The sequence below is a fragment of the Clostridium sp. OS1-26 genome (assembly GCF_030915445.1).
Classification (GTDB): domain Bacteria; phylum Bacillota; class Clostridia; order Clostridiales; family Clostridiaceae; genus Clostridium_AM.
Map to the genome: position 1 here is coordinate 3,373,612 of NZ_CP133264.1, position 12,767 is coordinate 3,386,378.

Below are 12,767 nucleotides of genomic sequence, written 5' to 3' on the forward strand. Positions count from 1 at the left end.
GCAATGCTTATTAATAATTGTGCCTCGTCTATTTTTTCAAGTACACAATGACTAAAATCAATTATTCTGTGATTAGATTTTATAATATTTATATAAAGAATATATGAAGAAATTTAAGATCTAAAAAATAATATTTTATTCTTAGTAATAATATATCCTAAAAATTGTATGATAAAATAACATAGTAATATTTTGATAGTATTCATCGCAAACTCATTATTGATGTTCAAGATATAATTATATGAAACACATGCTAAAGCTGTTAAAATCACAGGCAAAAAAAATGTTAACTTAAGCTTGCATAATAAAATATTATGTACTTCTTCAGTTGTTAACCCAACTTTACGCAATTTAATTATTCTTGGCTTCCAGTTATATAAATCTATTTTACTTTTAAAGTACAGTATGTTGGCAAAGACAAAAAAGCTTAATAAAACACTAAACACATTTATTAAATTAAAAGTATCTTTTTGAAAAGTACTAAAGAAATCAAAAGTTGTTTTTATATTAGGCAAATGACGAATCCTTTCGCAAATAATAAACATAAAATTCAGAAATCCAATGAAGAAAATTACAATTTTATCATCTTTAAAAAAAGCTTCAATTTCTTTTATCAGCAAAATTTTTTTATAGTAAAAGTTTTTATTTCTTCTTATAAGAGTTTTAAAAGCTTTTACAACAAATAAAAATAAGATGTAAGTTCCTAGTATACATAAGAAAGCAAAATCAGTATAATATCTAGCTTGAGAAGATAGATTGAATTTTTCTAGCAAATAAAAATAGCACATTATTAAAAATACTAATATTATTTTTAATAGCTTTGAACTTTTAGTATTAGCTACTGATAGGTATTCATGATTTGAGCTATTTGTTATACTTAAGTTATCTATGAATTTAAATGACCATAAAGTAAAAACAGTGGTAAGTACAGCATAATGTGCAGCAATGATTTTATAGACAACTGATTTAAACTGAAAAGTTAGGATGTGTATACCAGAAAAATTGAATAAGGAAAGGGCTATAATTTTTGAAAAAATTAAACCTAAAACTAAGCCGGTAGGTATACATACTAAAAAAATCAAAGTGTTTTCTAAAAAGATTAATATTTTAAGCTCTCCACAGGTCATACCTAAGGTTAGGAAACGTATAAACTCTCTTTCTCTATGTTTAGAAAAGGAAATATACATGTAAATATACCATAAAGATGTGTTAAACACACTAATTGTCGGCACTACAATAAAGTTATTTTTACCGATTACCACCTGTGAATTATATAGTATTGACTGAATAAAGAAGCACAGAATTGAGGTTATTAAGGAAAAGGTATAGGCCGCATAGTGATCTAAATTTGATTTTATATTCTTAAATAATATTTGCTTAAAATCCATATCATTCTCCACTAATCACTGAAAGTGTATCTAATATTCTATTAAAGAAGGCGCTTTGCTCCTCTTTACGATATATTTCTGTACATATTCTACCGTCTTTTAAAAAGATAACCCTTTTGCAATAGCTTGCTGCATACATATCATGTGTAACCATAAGAATTGTTAATTTTTTTTCATTATTTAAGGTTTCCATATACTTCATAAACTTTTTTGAAGTTTTCGGATCAAGACTTCCTGTTGGTTCATCAGCTAAGATAACACAAGGATGATTTAGCAGTGCTCTACAGGCTGCTGCTCTTTGTTTCTCACCAACGGAAACATTATTTGGGTACTTATCTTTAATATCATATATATTGAAAAAGGTAAAATACTCCGATATCTTTTCATCAATTTCTTTAGCGCTTTTTCCTTTAAATATAAGTGGAAGAGCAGCATTTTCTGCTAGAGTCATGTTATTGAAAAGATTAAATTCTTGAAATATAATACCAAGATTTTCACGTCTAAAAATAGCACTTTCCTTTTTATTTAATGAAGTTATGTATTTATCTAATATTTTTACAGTTCCGCTGTTAGGCTTATCAATACCGGATAATATATTGAGTAGAGTTGTTTTTCCACTTCCGGATTGTCCAATAATAGCAATGAACTCTCCTTCTTCTACACTTAGATTTACGCCATTTAATACATTTGTACAGTTAACTTCTAAGCTTCCTTCGTATACTTTAACGATATCTTCTGCAGATAAAACTTCCATAGGCTCACTCCATTACCTTTAAATTTTGGACATATATATAATTGAAAGGGTGGTTCCAATGTTAACTTCTGACTCTATGATAATACTATGATTTAATTTTTTCGCTATTATTGAACAGATGTACAAACCTATACCTGTAGAGTCCTTTAATTTTCTACCATTTTCTCCTGTGAAAAAGGGTGTAAAAATCCTTTTTATATCATAATTAGGTATTCCAATTCCTTTATCTCTAATTGTAAGCTTAGTTTCTTTATCATTAATATATATATTAAAATATACATATTTCTTTTTATCGTTTTTTTTAGAATATTTAATGGCATTAGATAAAATCTGTTCAAGCATGAATTTATTCCACTTTTTATCAGTGATAATTAATGCTTTTTCACATTGAAACTCTACCTTTGGGAAAACATTATTGTATATAAACTGATTTTTTTTACTATTTATAACTTCTTTTATAAGGGTAACAAGGTCTACTGTCTGAGGTTCGTAATCCTTTGAAAAATCGTCAAGTCTGCTAATATTTAGTATTTGCTCTAAGCCATTTTCTACTTTATTATTTTCTTCTCGTATATCATAAAATAACTTTGCTATATTTGTTTTCCAATCTTTTTTATCAAAATCTAGTTCTTTAATACATTTTAGAATAATGAGATTAATTACTGAAACTGGAGTTTTCATATTATGAACCCATTGTGATAAAAAATATTTATATTCGGTGTTTTGCGCATTAACTTTACTTATTGTATTTGTATAGTTTTCATGTATTTTGAATATAGCTTTAGCGGATTCCTGCTGCTCAATTGTTCTAGGGCTTAAATTAAAGTACTTATTTTCTATGCCTTCATTAAGGCTTCTGCTAAATTTATAATATTTTAACCACTCATTTAATATTAAAAATAAATAGATTACTATAGAGATTAATAAAGGATATAATACATCAATTTTTCCATTAAGCAAATGACAGTAAAGAATAATCAAAAGTGTATTAAAAAAATAGGCAATGGTAAGCTGTAGCTTGTCTTTTAAAAAATTTATTAATATCTTCTTATTCATATTAATGCCTCTTAATGATTAATGAAATTGAAACATATAGCCAATGCTTCGTTTTGTTTTTATAGCTTCATTAATACCTAGTTCTTTAAGTTTGTTTCTAATCCTTACTATATTTACTGTTAAAGTGTTGTCATCTACAAAAACAGTATCATCCCAAAGTTCTTCTAAAAGTTCTTCTCTGGTAATAATCTTATCTTCATTCTTAACAAGCTTACTCAAAAGCTTAAATTCATTTTTGCTAAGCTCAATCTCAATATTATTATAAAGCATTTTAAAAGTATCCTTATTAAGTTTAATACCTCCAAGACTTTCTATTAAGCTTGTCTCTGTTGAATATTCACCATATACTCGTCTGAGTACTGCTTGTATCTTAGCAAGAAGAAAGTCAAAATCAAAGGGTTTGACAATATAATCATCTGCACCCAACTCAAGTCCCCTAATCTGTTCGTTATTTCCGTTTCTTGATGAAATAATAATGACAGGTATTGTGGAGGAACGTCTAAAGGTTTTACACAACTGAAATCCATCATAATATGGGAGATTTATGTCTAAAAGAATTAAATTAGGTTTTAAGCTTTTTATATCATCTTCCACATTTATAAAATTTTCTATAGCAGCAACATCATATCCATATTTCTCAAGGTATTCTTTTATAAGCTTAGTCAATTTAACATCATCTTCAATAATAAGTATTTTATACAAAAAGCTTCCTCCTTTTTAAAGTATAGTTGCAATATTCCATTAGTCCCAATAAATATATTATACTTTAATTATAGGAGGAAGCGTATAACCTTTAATTAAAATTTGAAGCCAAATAGATTCCAGTAATTTAGGTATAGATTAAAAATTAAAAATATACAGCAGACTAATATAGTCCATATCTTTGAAACCAAATTATCACTTCTCTTATTCCAGTATATAAATGTTGAAATTACTAAATATAAAGTTAATATTGTGGTGATTATCGGAATAAACAGAAGACAGATAACTAACTTAGGTAATTCAGCTAGAAACATAAGCATATGTGATAGAGAGATACACTCTTTAATCATGCCAACTAAAAATAATGAATTTAAAATGCATATAAGTAGTGTAATATTTTTATTACGAAGAGTTTCTATAGTATCATTCTTTCTCTTTATAATTAATATTACTTGTACCAAAAGTAGTAACAAAAATAGTATTGTAAAGGACATAAAAATTATTCTATGTAGTGCAGGATTTTGATACCAATTAATTTTTTCAAAGGCCACTGTTAACCCCTCTGGGAGCATGTAGGCTATGTTTCCTTGTTTATCTGCTTTAAAGGCAATAGCATCTCCTGTCTTAACATTCTTAAAAAGTAAAGGTTCTATTTCTATATACTTATCTTCCCCGCCAGAATATTTTATAACTAGTGCATCATTAGTGCTTTTTATATTTATAGCTGAAGGCATTAGTAGAAACAATTTTCCTATTTCATTTCTTGGATATCTAGTACCTTGATAGCTTCCTTCAAATTTTTTCAGATTACTTTTTACAAAGTTAACTTTATTATTTATATTAACTTTTGTATTAGATTGACTGCAGTACTTAGCTATAAACTGATCTGTTATACTAACACACATATTGATTCCCGCTTCACCATTAGTTGAAATGAAAAATCCTATATTACTGTCAGGTATTAAACATAACATGCTGTGAAAACCATAATCATCCCCTCGATGGTAAATTATTCTTGTACCATTTGTATACTTTTCTGAAAAGCCATAGCATACTCCAAGGGTATTTTCATTAAAGGAAAAATGCTTTTTATGCATGTCTTCTACGGTGTCTTTATTCAATATGCGTGTATTCTCATAGGTGCCATTATTTAAATGAGCAATCATAAATCTAGTCATATCATCTGCTGTGGTTTTCAATCCGCCTGCGGGTGGAAGGACTCCTCCGTAAACAGGTACTTTTTTATACATACCATTTTTGTAATCATATCCTTGCGATAGATTGTTTAGTATTTTATCATTAAAAGCAAAGCTACTATTATTCATATTAAGGGGCTTAAATATGTTATCTTCTACATACTTGTTAAAAGGAGTACCTGATACACTCTCAACAGCATAACCGGCTACAGCCATACCATAATTGCTGTACTGGGGAGCTTCACCTGGCTCGCGAATTATAGGTCGTGGACGAGATATTAGATTATCTTTAAGAGGCTTTTCTTGCAGATAACTTTTTATTTCAGATTCTCCGATAATTCTTTCATCAAACCCACCTGTGTGAGTCAAGAGGTTTTCTAGTGTTACAGGTTTTGAATAAGTATTTTTTATTTTAAAGTCTTTCAAATAGTTATTTACATCCTCATTTAAATTTACCTTACCTTTTTCTTTAAGCTGCATAACAGCTGTAGCCGTAAAAAGTTTTGAAACAGAAGCGGCTCTAAAAATAGTTGATTTAGGATCAACAGGTGTTTTTTTATCTATATCAGAATATCCGTATCCTTTCTCAAAAAGCACAGTATTATCTTTGACAACAGCAAAAACTGCTCCTGGCACGTTAAATTTTTTTAGCTGTTCATTGAAAGCGCTGTCAGCAAATTTTTCTACATTGTTCTTATTTAAAGGTTCTTTACTTTGGTTATTTAATAAAGGTGGGGTGCTGTTTTCTTTACTTTCTTTTGCTGAAACAGTTTGTGTGGTATTAAACACATGGTATATTACAGCTGCTGAGGAATAGAAATAAGGGAAAGTATAAGCAATAAGTACAAAGATAATTAAAAATCTTCGCGTGTAAGCTATAAATTTTTTCATAGTATTAAACCTCCATAAATCTAAATTTAGAATATATTTCTATTACAAATAAATTCTAAATTAGATTTAAAGGAGAACAAATTCATTTATATTCAAGTAACCTTACAGTTTTGTAAGGTTACTTGAATATGCACTTAGGAATATTGTCTTAAATTTTTAGTAGTTTTTTTATTTTCAATTGTTGCTATAATTCTAATTGGGACATTTGTCCTGTATGTAAAGGTTTAAATATATTATCATAAAGGAGAAAACAAGAGATGAGTATTTTGAAAGTAGTAGAGGTTATTGAAAAAGAAAAAGTTATTTATGATATCTTAAAGTCTTGTCCCTATGAAATACTTAAGCAGTGGGAGATATTTAAATATAAAAAAGGTAAAGTATTTTTAAAACAAGAAGAACTATATCCATACTTTTTTATCATAATTGAAGGAGAAGCTAATATATTTATTATGTCTGACCATGGAAAGAGGTATTCTCAGTCCATATATAAGAAAGGGAATTTTATTGGAGAGCTAGAGATATTTAACAATGTACCCTACAGTTGTTCCGTTGAAGCGTTGACAGATATAAAACTTTTAGCTTTAAAAAGAGACTACTTTTTAAAGTGGTATGATATGGACAAAAATATATCTAGATATATTACAGAGCAGATATGTGCAGCATTTTACACTCTTTCTCAGGAAATCAGCTGTAGACACTTTATATACACTAAGAGAAAGAATAAGCAGTTATCTTTTAAAAGCTTATAATAAAAGCGGCAGTACCACTATAAAAATAGACAAGGATACTTTAAGTGGACAGTTTGCGGTAACAAAGAGGAGTTTAAATAGAACTTTCATGGAGCTTAAGAAAAAAGATATTTTAGAAATAAGCAATTCTCAGGTTTTCATTAAGGATTTGAATAAACTTAAAACACTGACAAAGAAAAATACATAAACGGAGGAATAATCATGTCATTAGTTCAACCACATATAAGATGTTCGGAGGATTTAAAGGTAAAATATGCTATACTTCCTGGAGATCCTAAGAGGGTGGACAGGATAGCAGAGTTTCTAGAAAATGTTGAAGAAGTTGAGTTTAACAGAGAGTATAAATCCTTAGTAGGATATTATAAAGGAATAAAGATACTTGCTATGTCTACAGGTATGGGAGGAGCATCTACAGGCATAGCGGTAGAAGAACTTAAAAATATAGGTGTTGAGGTTTTAATAAGAATTGGAAGCTGTGGAGCTAATCAAGAAGGAATAAAGCTTGGAGATCTTATTATACCTAATGGAATAGTAAGGGATGATGGAGCTTCCAGGGCATATGTTGAAGAAAAATACCCGGCAGTACCTGACACAGAGCTTCTATTTGAAATAACCAATAGTGCAAAAAAGCAAGGTTTTTCTTATCATATAGGCATAGCAAGAAGTCATGACAGTTTTTATACTGATGAGGAAGAAGCTATAGATAGCTACTGGAGCAAAAAAGGAATTTTAGGTGCTGATATGGAAAGCTCAGCGTTGTTTGTAATAGGAGCTTTAAGAGGACTAAAAACTGCGTCCATTCTAAATGTAGTCGTAGAAATGGATGGTAACTTAGGAGAAGACATAAACAATTATGTTGATGGGGAAAATGGAACTTTAGATGGAGAAAAAAAGGAGATATTAACTGCATTAGAAGCGGTTTATGAATATAATAATAAAATTTAAATGGAGGGGATGTTATGAGTAAAAACAAAGGCTGGTCATTAAAGCTTTCAACTACGTCTTTAGTTCTTATTCCAGCGGCAGTAGGTATAAATTACATAGGTAAGCTTTTCGCAGGAATATTAAAGCTGCCATTATGGTTAGATGCCATAGGAACTATGCTTGCAAGTATTTTAGCAGGACCTGTAGTTGGAGCCATAAGTGGCGCTATAAATAATATCATTTATGGATTAACCATGGACCCAATATCTTTCATATATGCCTTAACTTCAATTTCTGTAGGACTTGTATTAGGTTATTTAAGTTATAAAGGTTTTGTAAAAAACTTATTTACAGCAGTTATTGCTGGAATCATAGTAGCGGTAGTTGCAGCTTGTGTATCTACTCCAATAAACATAGCCTTTTGGGGTGGACAAACCGGTAATCTATGGGGAGATACCCTATATGCATTCTTAATATCTAAAGGACAGCCTATTTGGATAGCTTCATTAATGGATGAATTAGCAGTAGATATTCCAGATAAAATAGCTACAGTTTTAATAAGCTATGCTATATTTAAAGGCTTACCAAAGGCATTAACGGTTTTATATCAAAACAACGAAGTTTATGATTTAGATTAGTATTTAGAAGTGAGGTGATCACATGAAAAGCTTAAGTTTATATCAAGAGGGAAATAGTTTTGTACACAACATAGATCCAATTAATAAGCTTATATATATAGTAGCAGCTATAGCTATTACAGCAATAATTCCAAATGAAATATCAGCTTTAGCATGCATATTAGTAAGTTTTATATTAATATGCAATGCCAAGATTTTTAAAAAGGTTATGCCTATTATAAATTTCAGCTTACTTATTCTTATATCTATAGTAATAATTCAGGGACTATTCTTTCCGGAGAATAAGAACGTTGCATTTTCCATTGGGAAGATAAGTTTTTATAAGGAAGGCTTATACCATGCTTTTCTTATATGTTTAAGGGTTATTAATATACTTTGTGCTTTTTCCATATTAGTTTTAACTACAAGTCCTTCAGATTTAATAGAAGAACTTGTTCAGAAGGGTTTATCACCTAAGATAGGGTACGTTTTAAGCTCAGTACTGCAAATAATTCCTCAAATGACATCTACTATGGAAACCATAATGGATGCTCAAAAATCAAGAGGCATGGAAACAGAGGGGAAGTTAACAACTAGATTAAAAGCCTTCTTTCCACTTATAGGACCTGTAGTTATGAACTCTTTAATAGCAACCAGAGAAAGAGCTATTGCTCTGGAGGTTAGAGGTTTTTCCTCTACAAGACAAAAGACTTTTTTAAATGAAAGAGTTTATCCTAAGTTTAATGGCGTACTTAGAATATCTATGATTTTATTAATAGTTGCGGCTTTAGTAGGGAGGGTAGTTCTATGAAGAAAATAGTAGTGGAAAATTTAAAATATAAGTATCCTCTAGCAAAAGACTTATCATTAAAGGGTATATCCTTTGATATAGAAGAAGGGGAATTTATAGGGGTTATAGGTAGAAATGGCGCAGGCAAATCAACATTATGTCAAGCTTTAACTGGGTTAGTACCTAACTTCTTCTTTGGTGGATATGGTGGTAAGGTTTTAATTAATGGATTAGAAGTCAGAAAAACACCAATAAGTGATTTATCCTTAAAGGTAGGAATAGTTTTTCAGAATCCCTTTACTCAAGTTACAGGTTCTAAGCTCACTGTGTATGAAGAAATTGCCTTTGGACTTGAAAATATGGGACTTTCAAGAGAAGAGATGAAAGACAGAATAGACTATGCTTTAGAACTTTTGGGCATGGATAAATTTAAGGGCAGAAATCCTTTTGCACTATCTGGAGGACAAATGCAGAGAATGGCCATTGCAAGCATTATAGCAATGAAGCCAGATATAATAGTTTTAGATGAACCTACATCACAGCTTGACCCTCAAGGTTCTGAAGAAGTGTTTAAAGCGATTCATAAATTAAGTAAAGAAGGCATGACTGTAGTAATGGTAGAGCACAAAATTGAAAAGATAGCTCAATACTCTGATAAGGTTATGCTTTTAAATGAAGGTAAGTTAATAGATTATGATGTACCAGAAAAAGTTTTTTCAAGAGAAGACTTAAGAGAGTATGGCGTTAAAGAGCCTTCCTATACTGAGATATGCAAAAAGTTACACTTAGTAAATCCTAAAACTGGGCTGTATCCGGTAACCTTGGAAGAAGCTTATGATTTGGTGGTGAATTCAAATGGATAAAAAAGTTCAAGTTAAGAATCTTCGTTTTGAATACAATGAAGGTAACGAGATTTTAAAAGAAATAAATCTAGAGTTAGACAATAGAAGTACGGCAATAATTGGCCAAAATGGTGCAGGAAAAACTACCTTTGTAAAGCTTCTAAAAGGACTTTTAAAGCCTTCCGGTGGAGACATATACATTGGTGGATTAAATACTAAAGAAGCAACTGCTGCTAGTTTAGCATCAAAAATAGGACTTGTTTTTCAAAATCCAAACGACCAAATATTTAAGAACAAAGTAATAGATGAAGTTATGTTTGGAGCTTTAAATGTTGGACAAGGCAAAGATTTAGCCCATAAAAATTCTATAGAGGCTCTAAAAATGCTAGGCCTAGAGCACTTACAAGATAGTAATCCTTATGATCTAAGCTTGTCTGAAAGAAAACTTATAACTATAGCTTCTATAATATCTATGGATACAGATATCATAATATTTGATGAGCCTACTATTGCTCAGGATTATGAAGGAAGAGAAAAAATAAAAGATATAATATTTAAGCTGAGAGATAAAAATAAACTTGTAATAACTATAATTCACGACATGAACTTTGTTGCAGAATGCTTTGAAAGAGTCATTGTATTTACTCAAGGAAAAATGATTATGGACGGCTGCACAAGAGAGATCTTTTCAAGAGAAGAGGAACTAAAAAAAGCTTACTTGGAAGCTCCTCATATAACTAAGCTTTGCAAAAGATTGGGGTTTGATGAGACATTCCTTACGGTGGATGAGTTTATAGAGTATAAGAAAAAAATAGCTGTAAGATAGCTAAAAAAGTGTGATAACTATAGGATGGTTATCACACTTTTTGCTAAGATAATTAGTTGATTTAGTTAAAGCTACTTCTATAAGCAATAAAAGTTGCTCTTCAAGTTCTTGGTATGTATTTAATAAATATTAGATGTCTTCACGTAGTAAATATTCATTTCCATCTTGATCTTTAAATGAAAACATTTTTCCATATGGCATATTCATAAGATCTCCTACATCAACACCATTTTCCTTCATTTTGTTATAAGAGTCCTCAATATCAGTAGTACTTAATATTATAGAAGGGTGTGAAACATTGGCTGATGGATTTTGAGATATAATTAAATTCTTATCATATAAAACGAAGGTTGTAAATTCACCTTCATTTGGTCCAACTTCTAACCATTTCATATTAGGTCCCATTGCCTGTTCAAATTTAACAACAAAATTTAATTTTTCAGTCCAGAACTTCTTAGCTTCATCTTGATTGTTTACGTATAATGTTATTTTTCCTATTTTATTGATCATTTTTATTTTCTCCTTTAAATATTATAAAAATCAATTTTATATTGTTTGCAAAAATATCACTCTGTTCTAATATATTAATTATTTTTTCATTATACATTAGTATAAATTAATTAATATAATTAAGCTACTTTATTATATAGATTTCACCCAAAGCACCAAAATATACATTCACGGAGGCGGTTGGAATATAATAGGCATTGATAGAGTATTAGTTAGTCTTTTATAAATTCATATAGGAAACTTGAGGAATAACTTACCATAAAATAAATTGTAGAATTAGAATGAAATAGTATATAATTAATATGCTTATTTAGAATGTTCACTTTATACTTTGGGGAGAGTATTACAATGGTTGTTGATTTATTTATTAATGCATGTATTTTAATCACATTTATAAGTGTTTCTCATAATTTCGTAATAAATAGAAATATATCTAAGAATCCATCAATATCTTTAAAAATATTAATTGGGGCATGCTGCAGTTCATTAGGAATCTTATTAATGTTATTTGGAGTACATATTACTTCCACAATAGTAATGGATTTTCGCACAGTACCAATTATGCTAGCGGCTATTTTCGGTGGAATTATACCACCTATAATAACCGTTATAATGATGTGCTTTTTTCGAACTCTGTATTTTGGAATTTCTACAGCTGCTGTAGTTTCTATAGTAGCTACCATGTTTTCCGGAATAGGCTTTGGAGTTATCTCCATTATTAAAAAAACAAGAAGGGAAAAATGGATTTATTCTGTTATATATTCAAATTTAGTTAGTACTATTTCATATATAATTCTTATCAAAGATAGGATGTTTTTGCTCAAGCTTCTACTATTATACTATATTGGGATTTCATTTGTATCTTATTTTGTATATAGATATACTGAGTACTTATGTGAGCTTGTTGAATTTTATAATAGATTGAGAAATGAAGCAACAACGGACTTTTTAACTGGCTTAAATAATGTAAGGCAGTTTGACAAGATTTTTAATAATGTTTCTAAGCAAACAATTAAGGATGGAAAAAATCTATCTTTACTATATTTAGATATTGATTATTTTAAAAAGATAAATGACACTTATGGACACATTGCAGGTGATACTATACTAAAGAATTTAGCTGATATTTTACGTAATGCATGCAGAGAAATTGATATTATATCCCGTAATGGAGGGGAAGAATTCACTGTATTATTACTAGACTGTTCAGCTTCTAATGCAGTTAGAATTGCAGAGAGAATAAGAAAAGATGTTGAAGCAAATAAATTTTATGTTTCTGATAAGATTAGTATTTATGTGACAGTTTCTATAGGAGTTTCAATGTATCCTGATAAAACTAATAATATAGACATGCTTCTTGAAAATGCAGATCTTGCATTATATGAAGCCAAAAAAACAGGTAGAAATAAAGTGATGGTATATGGTGGAAAGTAGTACCATAAACAACATAGCCTCCTTTAGTGCAAATAATTTGTATGGTAATTTTTAATAATTTAGTATATAATTTTCATATATTTAACAT

General features: G+C 29.5%; 14 protein-coding genes. 8 read left to right on the forward strand and 6 right to left on the reverse strand.

The annotated features are described in order from the left end of the window. Window positions 1-113: 113 nt before the first annotated feature. The 5 genes from RCG18_RS16515 to RCG18_RS16535 all read right to left on the reverse strand — a co-directional run bounded on the left by RCG18_RS16515 (window position 114) and on the right by RCG18_RS16535 (window position 5,987). On the reverse strand, window positions 114-1,388 hold the full coding sequence (locus RCG18_RS16515) for an FtsX-like permease family protein (RefSeq protein ID WP_308037127.1): 1,275 nt from the start codon (window positions 1,386-1,388) through the stop codon (window positions 114-116). A gap of 1 nt (window position 1,389) precedes the next feature. After that, a complete protein-coding gene (locus RCG18_RS16520) occupies window positions 1,390-2,142 on the reverse strand; it encodes an ABC transporter ATP-binding protein (protein WP_308037128.1) in 753 nt (250 codons plus the stop codon). Window positions 2,143-2,160: 18 nt separating this feature from the next. After that, complete coding sequence (locus RCG18_RS16525) at window positions 2,161-3,198, reverse strand: sensor histidine kinase (RefSeq protein ID WP_308037129.1); 1,038 nt, start codon at window positions 3,196-3,198, stop codon at window positions 2,161-2,163. 18 nt (window positions 3,199-3,216) lie between these two features. After that, window positions 3,217-3,900, reverse strand: a complete 684-nt coding sequence (locus tag RCG18_RS16530; RefSeq protein WP_308037130.1) for a response regulator transcription factor — start codon at window positions 3,898-3,900, stop codon at window positions 3,217-3,219. Window positions 3,901-3,995: 95 nt separating this feature from the next. Next, a complete protein-coding gene (locus RCG18_RS16535; protein ID WP_308037131.1) occupies window positions 3,996-5,987 on the reverse strand; it encodes a serine hydrolase domain-containing protein in 1,992 nt (663 codons plus the stop codon). 257 nt (window positions 5,988-6,244) lie between these two features. On the opposite strand from RCG18_RS16535, the gene RCG18_RS16540 reads away from it, so the two are divergent. The 7 genes from RCG18_RS16540 to RCG18_RS16570 are packed head-to-tail and all read left to right on the forward strand — an operon-like array spanning window position 6,245 to window position 10,735. After that, the gene (locus RCG18_RS16540; RefSeq protein ID WP_308037132.1) at window positions 6,245-6,736 is read left to right on the forward strand and encodes a cyclic nucleotide-binding domain-containing protein; all 492 of its coding nucleotides are present in this window, start codon (window positions 6,245-6,247) and stop codon (window positions 6,734-6,736) included. Further along, entirely contained in the window at window positions 6,642-6,923 is a 282-nt protein-coding gene (locus RCG18_RS16545; protein ID WP_308037133.1) for a helix-turn-helix domain-containing protein, read from the forward strand. Before RCG18_RS16540 ends, RCG18_RS16545 begins: the two co-directional genes overlap by 95 nt. Before the next feature lie 14 nt (window positions 6,924-6,937). Next, window positions 6,938-7,681, forward strand: coding sequence for a nucleoside phosphorylase (locus RCG18_RS16550; protein ID WP_308037134.1), 744 nt, complete (start codon window positions 6,938-6,940; stop codon window positions 7,679-7,681). A gap of 14 nt (window positions 7,682-7,695) precedes the next feature. Continuing rightward, window positions 7,696-8,298, forward strand: a complete 603-nt coding sequence (locus tag RCG18_RS16555; RefSeq protein ID WP_308037135.1) for an ECF transporter S component — start codon at window positions 7,696-7,698, stop codon at window positions 8,296-8,298. 22 nt (window positions 8,299-8,320) lie between these two features. Next, window positions 8,321-9,088 carry an energy-coupling factor transporter transmembrane component T gene (locus tag RCG18_RS16560; protein WP_308037136.1) on the forward strand — a complete coding sequence of 256 codons (768 nt, stop codon included), beginning with the start codon at window positions 8,321-8,323 and terminating at the stop codon, window positions 9,086-9,088. Beyond that, window positions 9,085-9,930 carry an ABC transporter ATP-binding protein gene (locus RCG18_RS16565; RefSeq protein ID WP_308037137.1) on the forward strand — a complete coding sequence of 282 codons (846 nt, stop codon included), beginning with the start codon at window positions 9,085-9,087 and terminating at the stop codon, window positions 9,928-9,930. The genes RCG18_RS16560 and RCG18_RS16565 overlap by 4 nt, the downstream gene beginning before the upstream one ends. Next, the gene (locus tag RCG18_RS16570) at window positions 9,923-10,735 is read left to right on the forward strand and encodes an ABC transporter ATP-binding protein (protein ID WP_308037138.1); all 813 of its coding nucleotides are present in this window, start codon (window positions 9,923-9,925) and stop codon (window positions 10,733-10,735) included. The genes RCG18_RS16565 and RCG18_RS16570 overlap by 8 nt, the downstream gene beginning before the upstream one ends. Before the next feature lie 129 nt (window positions 10,736-10,864). Here RCG18_RS16570 and RCG18_RS16575 read toward each other — a convergent pair whose 3' ends face one another. Next, the gene (locus RCG18_RS16575; protein WP_308037139.1) at window positions 10,865-11,245 is read right to left on the reverse strand and encodes a VOC family protein; all 381 of its coding nucleotides are present in this window, start codon (window positions 11,243-11,245) and stop codon (window positions 10,865-10,867) included. Between the two features lie 348 nt (window positions 11,246-11,593). On the opposite strand from RCG18_RS16575, the gene RCG18_RS16580 reads away from it, so the two are divergent. Beyond that, the gene (locus RCG18_RS16580) at window positions 11,594-12,679 is read left to right on the forward strand and encodes a diguanylate cyclase (protein ID WP_308037140.1); all 1,086 of its coding nucleotides are present in this window, start codon (window positions 11,594-11,596) and stop codon (window positions 12,677-12,679) included. Window positions 12,680-12,767: the final 88 nt, after the last annotated feature.